The following is a 16,981-nucleotide window of genomic DNA, read 5'->3' on the forward strand; positions in this document are numbered from 1 at the left end:
CCATACCATGGACGAAGCCGAAATCATCACCGGAACGCTGCAATCGACCGGCCGCCTCGATAAATCGCTGGCCGAGGCAACCGGCCTTTCGCGTGAGCGGGTCAAGACGCTGATTGCCGATGGCGCGGTTACCATCGGCAAGAACATCGCCAGCAGCGGTTCGGCCAAGTTCAACGAAGGCACCGGCTACCGCATAGCCTTGCCCCCGCCCGAACCGCTGACCACCCGGGCGCAGGACATTCCGCTCGACGTCGTGTTCGAGGACGAACATCTGATCGTGGTCAACAAGCCTGCCGGAATGGTGGTGCACCCTGCCGCCGGCAACCAGGAGGGCACGCTGGTCAACGCCCTTCTGCATCACTGCCGCGGGCAGCTGTCGGGCATCAACGGGGTCGCCCGTCCCGGTATCGTTCACCGGATCGACAAGGACACCTCCGGGTTGCTGGTGGTGGCAAAATCGGACGCCGCGCACGAAGGTCTGGCGCGGCAGTTCGCCGATCATTCGATTACCCGCCGCTATCTTGCGGTTTGTGCCGGTCGGCCAAACCCGCTGTCGGGGACGATTGCGGGACGAATCGGTCGATCCGACAAGGATCGCAAGAAGATGGCCGTGCTCCGCGACGATTCGACGCGCGGCAAGCACGCCGTCACCCATTACGAGACGATCGAACGCCTGGATAACGCCACGCTGCTCGAATGTCGGCTTGAAACCGGGCGCACCCACCAGGTCCGCGTTCACTGTGCGTCAATCGGTCATCCGCTATTGGGGGACCCTGTCTATGGACGCACACCCAAGCCGCTTCGCGAGCTGCTCGACCGGCTCGATTTTCGCCGTCAGGCCCTTCATGCCGCACGGCTGGGATTCAAACATCCTATCACCGCTGAAAGCTTGGATTTCCGCGCCGAATTGCCCGCCGACATGCGGGAACTTATCGACCAAACCGCTCGTTGAAATCGATGAAATGCAGTGCAGTCTCGGCTGCAATTTGGTATAAGTAACTCCAGTGGCCCGAATGACGGATGCCCAGCAGGGGTCCGGCAGCCGCGGTCGACGCTAGAAAGGTCAGGGTAAAACGTGAGCACCAAGAAAACCATGAGCGTACCGGCGCTCGGCGGTGAGCAGAGCCTCAACCGCTATCTCTCCGAAATCAAGAAGTTCCCCATCCTCACGGCCGAGCAGGAATACATGCTCGCCAAGCGGTACGCGGAGCATGACGATCCCGATGCTGCCGCGCAGCTTGTCACCTCGCACCTGCGACTCGTGGCCAAGATCGCCATGGGCTACCGCGGTTATGGCCTGCCGGTTTCGGATCTCATTTCCGAAGGCAACGTGGGCCTGATGCAGGGTGTGAAGAAGTTCGAACCCGATCGCGGCTTCCGTCTGGCCACCTATGCCATGTGGTGGATCAAGGCGAGCATGCAGGAATTCATCCTGCGCAGCTGGTCCCTCGTGAAAATGGGCACCACCGCCGCGCAGAAGAAGCTGTTCTTCAACCTTCGCCGGATGAAGAAGCAGCTCGAAGCCTACGACGATACCGACCTGCATCCCGATGATGTGGCGAAGATCGCGACCGACCTCGGCGTGCCCGAGCAGGAAGTGATCAACATGAATCGCCGCATGATGATGGGGGGCGACGGATCGCTCAACACGCCGATGCGCAATGGCGAAGACGGTTCGGGCGAATGGATGGACTGGCTGACCGACGATCGCCCCTTGCAGGACGAAACGGTTGCCGAAGCCGAAGAAGCCGAAGTGCGCCACGACATGCTTGTCGAGGCCATGGACAGCTTGAACGAGCGCGAGAAGCACATCCTCACCGAACGCCGTCTGACCGACGACCCGCAGACGCTCGAGGAATTGAGCCAGGTCTATGATGTCAGCCGCGAACGTATCCGCCAGATCGAAGTGCGCGCATTCGAAAAGCTGCAGAAAGCGATGAAAGCCATCGCGGGCGAAAGGCTGATGCCAAGCGTCGCCTGATCCGGACAGCGGCCTGCGCCAATGGCCTCCGCCAATGGCCGCCTGCAATTGACTTGATCGACGAATCATTCAGTGTCCCCCGGCCATCATGGTCGGGGGATTTTTCATGCGTGCCAGCCGTGTCGCCGTCGTTGCCGCCTTCCTACCGCTGCTGGCTGCCAACCACCACGGCGAACCGTCCGATCCGGAAACGCGGGCGTGGTGGGATCTGGCAAGCGAGATTTCCGGCGATGGTTTCGAAGGACGCGCCACCGGAACACCCGGTCACGAAAACGCCGCGCATTTCGTTGCCGACAAGCTGGCCAGCCTCGGCTTCGACCCGATGGGTGACGATGGCGGGTGGTTTCAGCGCGTCCCTCTTGATGAAATAGAGGTGGTCCACGCCACTTTGGGCGGTGATGGGGGCGAACTTTCCCACCTTGCGGAATTCGTGGTCGACGCCCAGCCGGGCCTTCCCGATCACGCCACCTACACGCTCGCCTACCGTGGGTATTGCGGCGCCAACGATCTGGCCGGTGTGGCGGGCAAGCTGGTCGTTTGCCACAACACCCGCAAGCCCGATCTGCCCGATCCCGCCACCCGATGGGACGGCGTTCACGCCTCGGGCGCCGCGGGTATTGTCGAGATTGCCGATCCCGGCTTCACGATGGAGCCACCGCGATGGCCGTGGGCCCATAACAAGGAAGTCTGGACGCGTGGGCAGGTGCCCGAAGCCGATCCCTTCGTGACGATCACGATCAAGGCGGAATCGCTCGGCAAGCTGTTGCCCGGTCATGACGCCCAGTCCCTGATTGCCGCAGGCGCGGCGGGGAACGCCTTGCCGGCGCTCGATGGTGGAACGGTTCGGCTGAGCACGGTTGTCCGCACGAGCCAGTACACATCGCCCAACGTCATCGGCATCTTGCCGGGCACCGACCCGGTTCTGGCGAAGGAGGTGCTGGTGCTCGGCGCCCATCTCGACGGATACGGGTTCGGCCAGGCCATAGAAGGCGATGCCCTGTACAACGGGACACTGGACAACGCCGCTTATGTCGCCCTCCTGCTGAAGCTTGCCGAAATGCGCGAAGGCGAAGGCTTCAAGCGCTCGATCGTGATCGGCTTCTGGACCGGCGAGGAACTGGGGCTCCACGGATCACGGTGGTTCGTCGCAAATCCAACGGTTCCTCTCGATCGCGTGGTCGCCACGCTCAACCTCGATCAGTTGCGCCCGATCTTCCCGCTGGAACGCCTGACCGCGCATGGACGGACCGATTCCACGCTGGGGGATCACGCGGCGGCGCTGGCGTCCAGCCACGGATTCGTGTTGCAGGATGATCCCGAGCCCGAGCGCCGCTTGATCCTGCGGACGGACCACCGCCCGTTCATGGAAGCGGGCATCCCGTTCCTCAATTTCACTTTCGGATTTGCGCCGGGCAGCAAGAGCGAGGAAATCTATCGGCACTGGTATCGCACCGGGTATCACAAGCCGCAGGACGATCCGGCCCAGTTGATGGACTGGACCGCAGCCAGGACGTTCAACGATTTCTGGCTCGAATTGGTCGCGAAAGTGGCCGACGATCCGCAGACGCCGCAATGGAAGCCCGACAGCGCGTTGCGGGCGAAATACGTCGCAGACTGATTCCCAACCGCTTTTCGAACCGCTAAGGGCCGCTGCATGAAGCGGTTCACCAAGTTCGTGTTCAAGGCCCTCGTCGGGTTTCTTGCCCTCAGCCTCGGGCTCGTCCTGTTGTTCAAGTTCGTCCCCGTCCCCGTCACCGCCACGATGGTGATGGATGGCAACGGCATCACCAAGAACTGGGAATCGCTGTCCAACATCGACCGCAATATGGTGCGCGCCGTGATCGCCGCGGAAGACGGCAAGTTCTGCAGTCATGACGGCTTCGACCGCGAGGCGATCGAAAAAGCGATCGAACGAAACGCCCAGGGCGGCCGCATTCGTGGTGGCTCCACGATCAGCCAGCAGACGGCCAAGAACGTGTTCCTGTGGCAAGGGGGCGGATATTTCCGCAAGGGGCTGGAAGCCTATTTCACCGTCCTGATCGAACAGATCTGGGGCAAGCGGCGGATCATGGAAGTCTACCTCAACGTCGCGGAAACCGGGATCGGGACCTATGGCGCCGAAGCCGGCGCGCAGCGGTATTTCAACAAATCCGCCGCCAGCCTGACACCGACCGAAGCGGCACGGATGGCCGCCGCCCTGCCCCAGCCCAAGGAACGGTCGGTCGTGAACCCCGGCGGCTGGCTGCGCCGGCATGGCAACACCATCGCCGCGCGTATCGGTTCGGTCAGCCGCGACGGGTTGGACAGCTGCATTTACGAATAGCGCCCGACAAACAGGCACTTGCACGCGCGATTCAAATATGTATGTTATATCATGTCTAAATATGATATTCTATATCTAACTGTTTTTGCTATATTTTCCTTGTGACTTTGCAGAAAGCTGTTCTAGCCGGAGGGGCAAGGCCGAACACGCACATACCGAAGGGCACACCGGTTCGAGATGGATAAAGCGCAATCGCACGGACACGGTCATGACGATGGCCACGCGCACGGCCAGGGCCATTCCCATGGCCATTCGCACGCTCCTGCCGATTTTGGTCGCGCCTTCCTGATCGGCATCATCCTGAACACCGGCTTTGTCATCATCGAAGCCGCGTATGGCTGGATTTCGGGGTCGATGGCGCTCATCGCCGATGCTGGCCACAACCTGTCCGATGTGCTCAGCCTGCTTCTGGCGTGGGGGGCAAGCGCGGCCGCCAAGCGCAAGCCTAACGGCCGCTTCACCTACGGCTTCAAAAGCTCAACCATTCTTGCGGCTTTGGCCAACGCTGGCCTGCTGCTGGTGGCCATCGCCGCGATCCTGTTCGAAACGCTCCACCGCATGTCCGAACCCGCCGACGTGCAGGGCCGCACCATGGTGATCGTCGCGGGGATCGGCATTGCGATCAACGCCGGAACCGCGCTGCTGTTCATGCGCGGACGGCACGATGATTTGAACATTCGCGGGGCATTCCTGCACATGGCGGCCGATGCGCTGGTCAGCCTCGGCGTCGTTCTGGCCGGCATCGCGATCATCGTGACGGGCGCGCAATGGATCGATCCTGCCGTCAGCCTGCTGATTGTCGCCGTAATCGCCTGGGGCACTTGGGGTCTTCTGAAAGACAGCGTGGCGATGAGCCTGCTGGCCGTGCCGCGCGGCATTTCCGAACGCGAGGTGCGCCGCTACCTGGCCGGGCTGCCCGGAGTGGAAGGTGTGCATGACCTTCATATCTGGCCGATGAGCACCACCGAAACCGCGCTGACCACCCATCTTGTCGTGCCGGGGGGCCATCCCGGCGACCAGTTCCTGCGCGATATCGGCCATGAACTGGACCATCGCTTCCGTATCGGTCACGCGACCATCCAGATCGAACGCGATAGCCATTGCACGACGAACTGCTGAACCCTAGCCTTCGCCAATCCCGCTGATCCGGCGGGCGAATCCGGGGAGACAGCGCAATGTCAGGCAGTTTCGAAGGCAAGGTGGCAATCGTCACCGGGGCCAGCAGCGGCATCGGCTACGCCACGGCCACCCTCCTTGCGGAACGCGGCGCATCCGTCGTTCTCGCGGCGCGCCGTGAAGAGGAAATTGCAGCGCACGCGGATGCGATCCGCGCAGCCGGCGGCAAGGCCACGCATATCCGCACCGATGTATCCGTTTCGGACGATGTCCAGGCCATGGTCGCCCACGCAGTCGCCACCTTCGGCAAACTCGATATCGCGGTGAACAACGCCGGCGTCGAAGGCGACATCGGCATGATCGTGGATATGCCGGACGAAAACTGGGACCGCGTGTGCGGGATCAACCTGAGGGGCAACTTCCTCTGCCTCAAATACGAAGCCCGTGCCATGCTCGCTGCCGGAAACGGCGGTGCGATCGTGAACGTGGGATCGGTGAATTCCTTCCTCGGATCGCCCGGAGCTGCCGCCTACGTCGCCTCGAAGCACGGGCAGGTCGGCCTGACCAGCTCGGCCTCCGCCGAACTGGCGCCGCAAGGCATTCGGGTGAACATCGTTTGTCCCGGTCTCGTCAAAACCCCCATGCACCAGCGCATCCGCAACGCCATCGGCGATGCGGCGGTCGACGAATCCATGATCCCCCGGGTGCACCAGCGCCGCGCCGGCGAACCGGAAGAAATCGCGAAGACGATCGCGTTCCTCTGTTCCGACGACGCCAGCTATTTCTCCGGCAGCGCGCTGACGCCGGATGGCGGCCTGTTGACGACCGTCTAGGCGGCAAGGAAGGTACCGAGGCGCCATGTATGATCCCGATTCCGCCAGGCAGACGCTGAAGACCGCCATTGCGCGCCTCGCATCGGGTGACCGGGACGCGCTGGAAGATATCTATCGCGCCACGTCGGCGAAACTATTTGGCATCTGCTATCGTATCTTGGGCGATGAGAAGGAAGCCGAGGACGCGTTGCAGGACGTCTACCTAACTCTATGGCGCCGGGCCGACCGGTATGATCCGGAGCGCGCGAGCCCGATTTCGTGGCTGGCCACGTTTGCGCGCAACCGTGCGATCGACCGCCTGCGGACCGGCAAGGTGCGCGGTGGATCGGTGCCGGTCGACGAAGCGGCCCCTCTGGCGGATGACGCTCCGCTGGCGGAAGCCGCGCTGATCGACGGCGAACGTGATGCACGGGTCCACACCTGTCTCGACACGCTGGACGATGCGCCGCGCAAGGCCATCCGTTCTGCGTTCTTCGATGGGCACACCTATGCCCAGCTGGCCGAACGCGCCGATGTCCCGCTAGGCACGATGAAGAGCTGGGTTCGCCGGGGGCTCGCGAAACTCAAGACCTGTATGGAGGCGGGCGAATGACGGACGAAAGACGGCCCGACGCAGTTCTGGCAGCCGAATACGCCCTTGGCCTGCTCGAAGGCGAGGAACTGATGGCTGCCCGCGTGCGCGAAGGCGCCGATCCTTCCTTTGCAGCTGACGTGATGCGGTGGCAGGACCGGCTGGCCCCGCTGGCGGACGATATTCATCCGCGCGTGCCGCGCGAAGATGTGTGGGCGCGGATCGAAGAGGAACTGCAGAAGGACCGCGGCACAGCCGAAGTCGCCGAATTGCACCGCCGCCTGCGCCGCTGGCAATGGGCCGGTGGGCTGAGCGCCGCTGCCGCCGTCGCGCTGGCTTTCCTCGCGCTGCCGGTGATCAACGGTCCCGCACCCGAACCGACGAATATCGCGGTCGGCCCCGGCCTTGCCCAGCCGCCGCTTGCCGCAAACATGCCGATCGAAGGCACGCCGCTGCGCCTGGACCTGACCTACCTGCCCGATGCACACAGTTTGCTGGTCACCGCCGTTGGCCTTTCCGCAGACGGTGTCCACGACCACGAAATCTGGCTCGTGCCGCCTGAAGGCGATCTGATCTCTCTCGGCGTAGTGACCCCGGGCGTGGTGCAGGCGCATTCGGTCCCGCTCGATGCTGCGCGGTTCATGGCTGACGGGTCGAAGCTTCTGCTGACGCGCGAACCGCTGGGCGGAAAACCCCAGGACAGCGCCGCCGGACCGGTGGTGGCCCAAGCAAGTTTCGCCACGATCTGACTTTTTTTGCGCTGTTCCTGCATCCGCAGGCAACCGGCTTTCGTAACTCTTGGCACAGGCAGGACGGGGCTTGTGAAACAAGAGGAGTTACCAATGCCAATTTCGAACACTCTCAAGGCCGCAGCATTCGCATCCATCGCCGCGATGGGGACATTCGCCCTCGCCGCCGGTTCGCCCGCGCTGGCGCATAATCACAAGGCGCATTCCGAAAAATCCCAGCCGAACATCGTCGAAGCCGCACAGGGCACGGGCGTTCACGGCACGCTGGTTGCCGCGGTCCAGGCCGCAGGACTTGTCGATACGCTCAGCTCGCCCGGCCCGTTCACCGTGTTCGCGCCGACCGACGATGCTTTTTCCGCCCTGCCCGCCGGAACGGTCGACACGCTTCTGCAGCCCGCCAACAAGGGCCAGCTTAGCACGATCCTGACCTATCACGTGGTTGCCGGACGTGTGCCCGCAGCCGCTCTCTCGCAGGCAATCCGCAACAACGGTGGCAGCTACAGCTTCGAGACGGTGGCCGGCGAGAATCTGACTGCCAGCTTCGACGGACACACCATCGTCATTACCGATGGCGCGGGCCGTGAAAGCAAGGTCACCATGGCCGATGTGAAGACCACCAACGGCGTGATCCACGTCACCGACGGCGTCTTCCTGCCCGGCTGATCGCACGTTTCCCGGTGCCGTCGGAGCCTCCCCATCGCGAAGGCGGCACCACCCTGCCCCGTCCGGTCACGCAGTAGGCCGGGCGGGGTTTTTCTTATGTCAGGACGAAATCCACCGCCGCTGCCGCGTGCAGTTCGGTGGTGTCGAACGTCGGCAGACAGGCATCGCACGGCTGCACCAGCAGCATGATTTCAGTGCAGGCCAGCGCGACCGATTGTGCTCCGCGATCCGCCATGTCGGCAATCACGTCGCAATAGAACGCGCGCGAGGTGTCCTTGACCTGGCCAGCGCACAGTTCGTCGAAAATGATACGGTTCAGCTCGTCGCGCACTTCGGGCTGGGGAAGCACCACCTCCAATCCGCGCGAGGCAAGGCGTTCGGCGTAGAACGGTTCGTTCATGGTAAAGCGCGTGCCAAGCAACCCGACGCTGGTATGGCCTGCGCCCAGCACGCCATCGGCCAGCGGGTCGCCGATATGGATAAGGCTGGCAGGGGACGCTTCTTCCACCTCGTCCGCCAGCTTGTGCATGGTGTTTGTGCAGATCAGCAGCGCATCGGCGCCTGCATCGTGCAGACCGCGCGCGGCATCGGCCAGCTTTTCGCCCAGTTCGTCCCACTCGCCGCGCGTCTGCATGGCCGCGATTTCGGCAAAATCGAAGCTGTGCATTACCAGGGGGGCCGAAGTTATTCCGCCCCGCGCCGCGCGAACGCCCTGATTGATAAGGCGATAGTAGTGGACCGAGCTTTCCCAGCTCATCCCACCGATGAGTCCGATCGTTTTCATAAACCGCCCCCTACATAGAATTGCGCGCCACGGAAACGAATCTCCGCGGCGCGCAATTGCTTTTCGGGGGATGGAAGCGCGGGTTTAGGCCGCTTCTTCCTTCTCGTTGCCCTTGTCGCCGCCATGGACCTGGATCGGTTCCTTGCGGCCATCGACCACGTCCTTGTCGATCACGATTTCGGTCACGCCTTCAAGATCCGGCAGGTCGAACATCGTGTCGAGCAGCAGGCCTTCCACGATCGAGCGAAGCCCGCGGGCACCGGTCTTGCGCAGAATCGCCTTCTCGGCAATTTCCTTGAGCGCTTCGTCGGTGAAGGTGAGTTCCACGTCTTCGAGTTCGAACAGCTTGGCGTATTGTTTGACCAGGGCGTTCTTCGGTTCGGTCAGGATCGTCACCAGCGCATCGACGTCAAGGTCACGCAAGGTGGCGATGACGGGCAGACGCCCGACGAATTCGGGGATCAGGCCGAACTTGAGCAGATCTTCCGGTTCACCCTTTTCGAGCAGTTCGCCAACCCGGCGCTTGTCGGGATCGGCCACATGCGCGCCGAAGCCGATCGAACGCTTCTGGAGGCGGTCGGCAATGATCTTGTCGAGCCCTGCAAACGCGCCGCCACAGATGAACAGGATGTTCGTCGTGTCGACCTGCAGGAATTCCTGCTGCGGATGTTTGCGTCCGCCCTGCGGCGGGACCGAGGCAGTGGTGCCTTCCATCAGCTTGAGCAGCGCCTGCTGCACGCCTTCGCCCGATACGTCACGGGTGATGGAGGGGTTTTCCGCCTTGCGGGTAATCTTGTCGATTTCGTCGATGTAGACGATGCCGTGCTGCGCCTTTTCGACGTTGTAGTCGGACGATTGCAGCAGCTTGAGGATGATGTTCTCGACATCCTCGCCCACGTAGCCGGCTTCGGTCAGCGTGGTGGCGTCGGCCATGGTGAACGGCACATCGAACGTGCGCGCCAGCGTCTGGGCCAGCAGCGTCTTGCCCGAACCGGTCGGGCCGACCAGCAGGATATTCGACTTGGCGAGTTCGACATCGCCAGCCTTGCCGCTGTGCTTGAGCCGCTTGTAGTGGTTGTGCACCGCGACCGACAGGACGCGCTTGGCGCGATCCTGGCCGATGACATAGTCACTCAGCGTGGCGAAGATTTCGGAAGGCGACGGAACATCGCCTTCCTTCTTGCCCGCAATGCCAGCCTTGGTTTCTTCGCGGATTATGTCGTTGCACAGCTCAACGCATTCATCGCAGATGAACACGGTTGGCCCCGCGATGAGCTTCCTCACCTCGTGCTGCGACTTGCCGCAGAAGCTGCAGTACAGCGTGCTTTTGCTATCGGTTCCGCTCAACTTGGTCATATCCTAACGTCTTCCCCGCGCCCAGATCGGAAGATTCCCGACTGTAGGGTACACAGGGCTTGGGTCAATATCATAGGTACTCGGGTTCCCTTGCCACAAGCTGAAGCGGCAAGGTTGCCGAAACCCTACAGTAATTATGCAACAGTCCCGCGAGGGCACAGGCAGCGGCGGAGGGATTACTCCGGTGCGCCGCCCGAACCTTCCGCTTCCCCGCCTTCGTTTTCCGGGCGGGTTTCGAAGACCTTGTCCACGATGCCGAACTTCATGGCTTCGTCCGCCTCGAGGAAGGTGTCGCGATCCATTGCCTTTTCGATCGCGGTCAGGCTCTGGCCGGTGTATTTCACATACAGGTCGTTCATGCGCTTGCGAATGCGCAGGATTTCACGGGCCTGGATTTCGATATCCGATGCCATGCCGCGCGCACCACCCGAAGGCTGGTGCACCATGATCCGGGCGTTGGGCAGCGCGATACGCATACCCGGTTCGCCCGCGGCAAGAAGGAAGCTGCCCATGCTGGCAGCCTGACCCATGCAGACCGTGGACACGCGCGGCTTGATGTACTGCATCGTGTCGTGGATCGCCATGCCGGCCGTCACCACGCCGCCGGGCGAATTGATGTACATGCTGATCGGCTTGCTGGGGTTTTCGCTTTCCAGGAACAGCAACTGCGCCGTGATGAGCGATGCCATGCCGTCTTCCACCTGGCCGGTGACGAAGACGATTCGTTCGCGCAGCAGGCGGCTGAAGATGTCGAAGCTGCGTTCGCCGCGGCTGGTCTGTTCAACCACCACGGGCACAAGCGCGCCGGTTACAGGGTCGTGGGTGAACTGGCCCTGGGTGGCGTGTGCATCGCTGCCGAACAGGTCGATCATCAAATTTCCTCTCGTCGGATCGGTTGGCCGCCTATGTCGCGTTACGCGGCGCGATGTTCAAGGGCATTTACCCATCAAATCGACAGGCTGTGCCGGGGGCGGACACTGACAGGGGGTCGCTGGCCCTTCCCATACGCCGATCCGGCCCGTTGCACCCGTCCGTTGCTGATGACCGTTTGCCGACCTCGCGATTCGTTCGTCGTCCCGCAAACGACGTCTATCGATGGCGCACTGGCTCAATCAACTACAACAGTAGACGACGGCCCCTATTCCACTGGGGAGCAATAAAAACAATGTCTTCGAAACATGCCCTGTGCAGTGCCAGCCTTCTTGCGCTTGCCATTCTGGCCCCAGCCCCCGCGTTTGCAGCCGATGCGGCAGACGATGTCCCGGTGGCTGGCGAGAAGGATCAGCCGACCGAAGGCGCGCAGGTTTACGACCTTTCCTATTTCCAGCGATATGCGCCGCGCAACGCGCTCGACATGGTGGCACAGGTCCCCGGGTTCGTCATCGACGATGGCAACAACGGTGCGCGCGGCCTGGGCCAGGCAACCGCGAACGTTCTGGTCAACGGGATGCGCTTTTCCAGCAAGTCCGACAGCGTGCGCGACCAGCTGAGCCGCATTCCGGCGGGCGATGTCGTCCGGGTCGAAATCGTCGACGGGACAACACTCGATATTCCCGGCCTCAACGGGCAGGTTGCCAATATCGTGGTCAACACGACCGGCGCATCGGGCCAGTTCCGATGGAACACCGGCTTTCGGGCGCACAACACCGAAGCCCAGCTCTACGGCGGCGAAATCTCGCTGACAGGCAAGAGCGGAAAGCTGGATTACACCGTATCTCTCAGCAACGAGAACAACCGCTTCGGCGCGGACGGTCCAATCACGATTTCCGGCGCGGACGGAGACCTGATCGAAACGCAGTACTCGAAATTTTCGGGCAAGTTCGACAATCCGCGCCTTTCGAGCAACTTCACCTACACCGCCTCCCCCGATGTAATCGCCCACCTCAACCTGCGCTATGGCGCGGATTTCTTCGCGCGCGACGACAAGGAGATCGCCACACGCGCCGATGGCTCCGTGCGTGACCGCGTGGTGCGAAACCGTGAAGACGGACCCAACTACGAAATCGGCGGCGACGTGGAATTCCCGCTTGGACCGGGCAAGCTCAAGCTGATCGGGCTGGAGCGTTTCAACCGCGACAATTTCGAAAGCACGCTGGTCGACGGGTATTCCGACGGATCGCCCGACACCGGCTTTCGCTTCGAACAGACCAACAGCACGGGCGAACGGATCGGCCGCTTCGAATACGGCTGGAACATGGGCAAGGCCGACTGGCAGCTTTCGGGCGAAGCGGCGTTCAACCGTCTCGATCGGGTTTCGGCGCTGGCCGAACTGGATGGGGACGGCGAATTCGTCCCTCTGTCCTTTCCGGCGGGCACCGGCGGGGTAACGGAAGACCGTTACGAAGGGCTGCTCAGCTATTCCCGGCAGCTGACACCGAAACTTTCGCTCCAGGCCGTGGCGGGCGGGGAATTTTCCCGGATCGAACAGACCGGGGTGGCGGCCAATTCGCGATCCTTCGCGCGGCCGAAGGGTTCCGTCGCGCTGTCATGGAAGGCTGCGGAAGATCTGGATATCTCGGTCGAGCTGCGCCGCCGTGTGGGCCAGCTCAGCTTCGGCGATTTCCTCGCCAGCGTGAACCTCGACACCAACAACGAGAACGGCGGCAACAACGAACTTCAACCCGACCAGAGCTGGAACATCGAAGCGGAAATCAACAAGAGTTTCGGCGCCTGGGGTTCGGCCAAACTTCAGGTCCGCCAGGCGTGGTTCGAAGATTTCGTGGACTTCTTCCCGCTCGCCAGCGGGGGCGAGGCGCGGGGCAATATCGGCAGCGCCGAAAGGCTGCACATCGAACTGTCGGGCACGGTCAAATTCGATCCGATCGGATGGAAGGGTGCCCAGCTGAACTTTGCCGCGGTCAAGCGATGGATGGATGTGGAAGACCCGTTCACCGGCATCATCCGCCCGTTCTCCCACGACCTCAACAGCCAGCTCGAAGCCGATTTCCGGCACGATATTCCAGGAAGTCACTGGGCCTATGGCGGCGGCCTTTTCACATTCGATCCGGCGCCCTATTCGCGGCGGTTCGAAACCGGCCGTTTCTGGGAAGGTCCCAGCTTCGTGAACGTGTTCGTCGAACACAAGAACATCCTGGGGATGACCGCGCGGGCATCGGTCAACAACATCACCGGCGCGCGCAATTACGAACGGCGCACCGTGTTCGACGCGTCGCGGCCCGATGGCGAGGTCCTGTTCGAAGAATTTGCCGACCGGCGGATCGGCCCGATCTTCCGCTTCACCCTCAGCGGCAATTTTTAACCCGGCCTTGCAAAGCGGACGGCAGGTGGCAGTGTCCCGCCATGCCCAGATATCTTCTTGCAGCCGCCAGCATGCTCTCGCTCTGCGCTCCCGCGATCGCGCAGGAGCGGGGGGCCGACCCGTCGATCGCGCAAAGCGCCGAAGTGTATGCCGCGCGCATCGCCGCTATCGATGACGAACAGGGCCTCAACGCCGTGATCGCCTACGATCCCCAACCGCGGGCAAAGGCCGAGGCGGCGGCAGGATCGGGCCCGCTGTTCGGCCGTACGGTTCTGGTAAAGGACAATATCGAAACCCGCGAATGGCCCACCACGGCAGGCAGTCTTGCACTGGCGGACAATCTGACCGGACGCGACGCGCCACTGATCGCGAATATCCGCAGGGCGGGCGGGGTCATTTCGGGCAAGACCAATCTGTCCGAATGGGCCAACATCCGCAGCAACGGGTCGACCAGCGGGTGGAGCGCGGTGGGCGGGCTGGCCCGCAATCCCCACGCCACCGATCGCAACACTTGCGGGTCTTCCTCGGGCAGCGGCGCGGCGGTCGCAGCGGGGCTTGCATGGGCCGCCATCGGAACCGAGACAAACGGATCGATCACCTGTCCCGCCAGCGTCAACGGGGTGGTCGGCTTCAAGCCCAGCGTAGGCCTTGTCAGCCGCACCCATGTGGTCCCGATATCGAGCACGCAGGATACCGCCGGGCCGATGGCGCAAACCGTCCTCGACGCGGCGCTGCTGCTTGGCGCGATGGCGGGCGCGGATGAAGCGGACGCGGCCACCATGGGAATTCCCGCGCGGCAGCAGGATTACACCCAAGGTCTGGCCGACTTCTCGCTGGCCGGTGTCCGGATCGGCGTGATGCGCAAACAGATCGGCAATCGGGCAGACCTGGCCGCCGTTTTCGAAACCGCGCTGGCCGATATGGAACGTGCAGGGGCGGTCCTGGTCGACATCGAATTCGAGCCCGACGCCGACATGTACGAGGCCAGCTTCACCGTCCTGCTTTTCGAATTGCGCGAGGAGATGGGCAAGTATCTGCGCAGCCTTCCGGGCGAGCGGATGCCGCGCAGCCTTGCGGACCTGATTGCCTTCAATCGTGCGAACGCGGATCGCGAAATGCGGTGGTTCGATCAGGATCTTTTCGAGCTGGCCGAGCGGACCACTGACCGCGCCGCGTATGAGCAGGCGCGCGAAACGGCCCAGCGTATCGCTGGCCCCGAAACGCTCGATGCGTTGCTGGCCGAACACCGCGTCGCGTTTCTGGTGGCCCCGACGCGTGGCCCCGCGTGGACCAGCGATCTGGTGAATGGCGACAATTTCAACGGCAGCATCGGCTTCGGTTCACCCGCCGCGATCGCGGGATACCCGCATCTGACCGTCCCGATGGGCGCGGTCGAGCGGCTGCCCGTGGGCATCAGCTTTTTCGGGCCGAAATGGGCCGATCACGAAGTCCTGAAGGCGGGCGCAGCTTACGAACGTGCCCGCACGGCAGTGCTGCCGCGCCCATCCTTGCGGCCCTGGGACATGCAGGCCCCCGAAGCCGCCGAATAACCGTCAGGGCGCGATTGCGCGCGCCATTGGCAGGGCAAAGCAAAAGGGCGGCAGGATCGCTCCTGCCGCCCTGAAAGCGCTTGCGGTGGGATACCGCCTTATTTCTTGGCCGCGGGCTTCTTGGCAGCGGGCTTCTTGGCTGGTGCCTTCTTGGCGGCCGGCTTCTTGTCGCCGTCGTCCTTCTTGGCGGCTGCCTTCTCCGCCGGTGCCTTTTTCGCAGCAGGCTTCTTTTCGGCGTCATCCTTCTTGGCCGGAGCCTTCTTGGCAGCGGCCTTCTTGGCGGGAGCCTTCTTCTTCGGCTTTTCGGCAGCTTCCTGCTCGTCCGCTTCGATTGCCGCTTCGAGTTCTTCGCGGGTCACTTCACGGTCCGTGATCTTGGCCTTGTCGAACAGGAAGTCGACGACCTTGTCCTCGTACAGCGGAGCGCGCAGCTGGGCGGCAGCCATCGGTTCGTTGCGAACATATTCCACGAACCGTTCGCGGTCTTCGGCGCGGTACTGCTGAGCGGCCTGCTGGATAAGCATGCTCATTTCGTTCGGGGTCACTTCGACACCGTTCTTCTGGCCGATTTCCGACAGCAGAAGGCCGAGGCGCACGCGGCGTTCGGCGATGTGACGGTATTCGTCCTTCTCGACTTCGATTTCCTTGAGCATCGCGGCCGGATCGTCCGAACGCGCTGCTTCCTGTTCGAGCTGCGCCCAGATCTGATCAAATTCGGCCTCGACCATGCCCTGCGGCACGGCGAAATCGTGACCGGCAGCCAGCGTGTCGAGCAGCTGACGCTTCATCTGGGTGCGGGTCAGGCCCGACGTTTCCTGTTCCAGCTGGCCGCGGATCAGTTCCTTGAGCTTGTCGAGGCTGTCGAGACCGAGGTTCTTGGCGAACTCTTCGTCGACCTTGGTTTCAGCCGGGACTTTCACCGCCTGAACGGTGATGTCGAATTCGGCTTCCTTGTCGGCCAGGTGCTGGGCCGGGTAATCGGCGGGGAAGGTGACCTTGATGGTCTTCTTGTCGCCCGTCTTCACGCCCGAAAGCTGTTCTTCGAAGCCGGGGATGAACTGGCCCGAACCGATGACCAGCGGCGTGTTTTCCGCCTTGCCGCCTTCGAATTCGATACCGTCGACACGGCCGACGAAATCGATGATCAGCTGGTCGCCGTCGGCAGCCTTCTTGCTCTTGGCCGCGTCCTTATAGTTGGCGTTCTGGTCAGCGATGCGCTGAACGGCTTCGTCGACCTGCTCGTCCTTTACGGGGACGGTCAGGCGTTCCAGCTTGATGCCTTCGATTTCGGGCGCTTCCACGACCGGCAGGATTTCCAGCTCGACCGTGATCTTGGCGTCCTTGCCTTCTTCGTAGCCGTCACCGAATTCGACCTTCGGCTGCATCGCGGGACGCAGCTTGTTGTCGGCCATGACCTTGTCGACCGATTCGCGAATCATGTCGTTGACCGCCTGGGCGTGAAGCTGTTCGCCGTGCATCTTGCGCACGAGGTTCGCCGGCACCTTGCCCGGGCGGAAGCCGGGCATCCGCACCTGCGGAGCAATCTTCTTCACTTCGCCGGAAACGCGTGCGTCGATCTCCTTTGCGGGGATGGTGACGGCATAGGCGCGCTTGAGGCCCTCGTTGGTGGTCTCTTTAATCTGCATGGGTGAAACTCGTGACTTTCCAAATGCGACAGTGGTGCGAGGACTTTCGCGCGGCGGCGGCATTGGTGCGGGCGAAGGGACTCGAACCCCCACATCTTTCGATACTGGTACCTAAAACCAGCGCGTCTACCAATTCCGCCACGCCCGCTA

The 16,981-nt window shown here is 62.7% G+C and carries 15 protein-coding genes and 1 tRNA gene; 11 read left to right on the forward strand and 5 right to left on the reverse strand.

What is annotated here, in order from left to right; genetic code table 11:
• Window positions 1–7 precede the first annotated feature (7 nt).
• The 9 genes from VR863_RS09895 to VR863_RS09935 all read left to right on the forward strand — a co-directional run bounded on the left by VR863_RS09895 (window position 8) and on the right by VR863_RS09935 (window position 8,236).
• On the forward strand, window positions 8–952 hold the full coding sequence (locus VR863_RS09895) for an RluA family pseudouridine synthase (protein ID WP_324828301.1): 945 nt from the start codon (window positions 8–10) through the stop codon (window positions 950–952).
• Between the two features lie 141 nt (window positions 953–1,093).
• Complete coding sequence (rpoH, locus tag VR863_RS09900) at window positions 1,094–1,981, forward strand: RNA polymerase sigma factor RpoH (RefSeq protein ID WP_324829258.1); 888 nt, start codon at window positions 1,094–1,096, stop codon at window positions 1,979–1,981.
• 88 nt (window positions 1,982–2,069) lie between these two features.
• Window positions 2,070–3,599 carry a M28 family peptidase gene (locus VR863_RS09905; RefSeq protein ID WP_324828302.1) on the forward strand — a complete coding sequence of 510 codons (1,530 nt, stop codon included), beginning with the start codon at window positions 2,070–2,072 and terminating at the stop codon, window positions 3,597–3,599.
• Between the two features lie 36 nt (window positions 3,600–3,635).
• Window positions 3,636–4,304 (forward strand): monofunctional biosynthetic peptidoglycan transglycosylase, encoded by a 669-nt coding sequence (gene mtgA, locus VR863_RS09910; protein WP_324828303.1) that lies wholly within the window; start codon window positions 3,636–3,638, stop codon window positions 4,302–4,304.
• Window positions 4,305–4,481: 177 nt separating this feature from the next.
• The gene (locus tag VR863_RS09915; protein WP_324828304.1) at window positions 4,482–5,423 is read left to right on the forward strand and encodes a cation diffusion facilitator family transporter; all 942 of its coding nucleotides are present in this window, start codon (window positions 4,482–4,484) and stop codon (window positions 5,421–5,423) included.
• Window positions 5,424–5,479: 56 nt separating this feature from the next.
• Window positions 5,480–6,253 carry an SDR family NAD(P)-dependent oxidoreductase gene (locus VR863_RS09920; protein WP_324828305.1) on the forward strand — a complete coding sequence of 258 codons (774 nt, stop codon included), beginning with the start codon at window positions 5,480–5,482 and terminating at the stop codon, window positions 6,251–6,253.
• A gap of 25 nt (window positions 6,254–6,278) precedes the next feature.
• Window positions 6,279–6,845 (forward strand): sigma-70 family RNA polymerase sigma factor, encoded by a 567-nt coding sequence (locus VR863_RS09925; protein WP_324828306.1) that lies wholly within the window; start codon window positions 6,279–6,281, stop codon window positions 6,843–6,845.
• Complete coding sequence (locus VR863_RS09930) at window positions 6,842–7,573, forward strand: anti-sigma factor (RefSeq protein ID WP_324828307.1); 732 nt, start codon at window positions 6,842–6,844, stop codon at window positions 7,571–7,573. Before VR863_RS09925 ends, VR863_RS09930 begins: the two co-directional genes overlap by 4 nt.
• Window positions 7,574–7,666: 93 nt before the next feature.
• Complete coding sequence (locus tag VR863_RS09935; protein ID WP_324828308.1) at window positions 7,667–8,236, forward strand: fasciclin domain-containing protein; 570 nt, start codon at window positions 7,667–7,669, stop codon at window positions 8,234–8,236.
• Window positions 8,237–8,330: 94 nt separating this feature from the next.
• On the opposite strand, the gene VR863_RS09940 is transcribed toward VR863_RS09935, so the two are convergent.
• The 3 genes from VR863_RS09940 to VR863_RS09950 all read right to left on the reverse strand — a co-directional run bounded on the left by VR863_RS09940 (window position 8,331) and on the right by VR863_RS09950 (window position 11,248).
• Window positions 8,331–9,020 carry an aspartate/glutamate racemase family protein gene (locus VR863_RS09940; protein WP_324828309.1) on the reverse strand — a complete coding sequence of 230 codons (690 nt, stop codon included), beginning with the start codon at window positions 9,018–9,020 and terminating at the stop codon, window positions 8,331–8,333.
• An 84-nt stretch (window positions 9,021–9,104) separates the two neighbouring features.
• A complete protein-coding gene (gene clpX, locus VR863_RS09945; RefSeq protein WP_324828310.1) occupies window positions 9,105–10,376 on the reverse strand; it encodes an ATP-dependent Clp protease ATP-binding subunit ClpX in 1,272 nt (423 codons plus the stop codon).
• Between the two features lie 176 nt (window positions 10,377–10,552).
• The gene (locus tag VR863_RS09950; protein ID WP_324828311.1) at window positions 10,553–11,248 is read right to left on the reverse strand and encodes an ATP-dependent Clp protease proteolytic subunit; all 696 of its coding nucleotides are present in this window, start codon (window positions 11,246–11,248) and stop codon (window positions 10,553–10,555) included.
• A gap of 293 nt (window positions 11,249–11,541) precedes the next feature.
• Here VR863_RS09950 and VR863_RS09955 point away from each other — a divergent pair, with 293 nt between their 5' ends.
• Entirely contained in the window at window positions 11,542–13,635 is a 2,094-nt protein-coding gene (locus tag VR863_RS09955; RefSeq protein ID WP_324828312.1) for a TonB-dependent receptor plug domain-containing protein, read from the forward strand.
• 41 nt (window positions 13,636–13,676) lie between these two features.
• Entirely contained in the window at window positions 13,677–15,185 is a 1,509-nt protein-coding gene (locus VR863_RS09960; RefSeq protein WP_324828313.1) for an amidase, read from the forward strand.
• Between the two features lie 98 nt (window positions 15,186–15,283).
• Here VR863_RS09960 and tig read toward each other — a convergent pair whose 3' ends face one another.
• Window positions 15,284–16,831: a trigger factor gene (gene tig, locus VR863_RS09965; RefSeq protein ID WP_324828314.1), complete on the reverse strand. Its 1,548-nt coding sequence runs from the start codon at window positions 16,829–16,831 to the stop codon at window positions 15,284–15,286.
• A gap of 63 nt (window positions 16,832–16,894) precedes the next feature.
• Window positions 16,895–16,979 (reverse strand) — tRNA-Leu (locus VR863_RS09970).
• Window positions 16,980–16,981 lie beyond the last annotated feature (2 nt).

It is taken from the genome of Qipengyuania zhejiangensis (genome assembly GCF_035607565.1).
In the GTDB taxonomy this organism is placed as follows: Bacteria; Pseudomonadota; Alphaproteobacteria; order Sphingomonadales; family Sphingomonadaceae; genus Qipengyuania; species Qipengyuania zhejiangensis.

Bases quoted from the DNA above. Each gene is read 5' to 3' on its own strand.
- VR863_RS09895 (WP_324828301.1), top strand. From the start codon at position 8: ATGGACGAAGCCGAAATCATCACCGGAACGCTGCAATCGACCGGCCGC.
- rpoH (WP_324829258.1), top strand. From the start codon at position 1,094: ATGAGCGTACCGGCGCTCGGCGGTGAGCAGAGCCTCAACCGCTATCTC.
- VR863_RS09905 (WP_324828302.1), top strand. From the start codon at position 2,070: ATGGTCGGGGGATTTTTCATGCGTGCCAGCCGTGTCGCCGTCGTTGCC.
- mtgA (WP_324828303.1), top strand. From the start codon at position 3,636: ATGAAGCGGTTCACCAAGTTCGTGTTCAAGGCCCTCGTCGGGTTTCTT.
- VR863_RS09915 (WP_324828304.1), top strand. From the start codon at position 4,482: ATGGATAAAGCGCAATCGCACGGACACGGTCATGACGATGGCCACGCG.
- VR863_RS09920 (WP_324828305.1), top strand. From the start codon at position 5,480: ATGTCAGGCAGTTTCGAAGGCAAGGTGGCAATCGTCACCGGGGCCAGC.
- VR863_RS09925 (WP_324828306.1), top strand. From the start codon at position 6,279: ATGTATGATCCCGATTCCGCCAGGCAGACGCTGAAGACCGCCATTGCG.
- VR863_RS09930 (WP_324828307.1), top strand. From the start codon at position 6,842: ATGACGGACGAAAGACGGCCCGACGCAGTTCTGGCAGCCGAATACGCC.
- VR863_RS09935 (WP_324828308.1), top strand. From the start codon at position 7,667: ATGCCAATTTCGAACACTCTCAAGGCCGCAGCATTCGCATCCATCGCC.
- VR863_RS09940 (WP_324828309.1), bottom strand. From the start codon at position 9,020: ATGAAAACGATCGGACTCATCGGTGGGATGAGCTGGGAAAGCTCGGTC.
- clpX (WP_324828310.1), bottom strand. From the start codon at position 10,376: ATGACCAAGTTGAGCGGAACCGATAGCAAAAGCACGCTGTACTGCAGC.
- VR863_RS09950 (WP_324828311.1), bottom strand. From the start codon at position 11,248: ATGATCGACCTGTTCGGCAGCGATGCACACGCCACCCAGGGCCAGTTC.
- VR863_RS09955 (WP_324828312.1), top strand. From the start codon at position 11,542: ATGTCTTCGAAACATGCCCTGTGCAGTGCCAGCCTTCTTGCGCTTGCC.
- VR863_RS09960 (WP_324828313.1), top strand. From the start codon at position 13,677: ATGCCCAGATATCTTCTTGCAGCCGCCAGCATGCTCTCGCTCTGCGCT.
- tig (WP_324828314.1), bottom strand. From the start codon at position 16,831: ATGCAGATTAAAGAGACCACCAACGAGGGCCTCAAGCGCGCCTATGCC.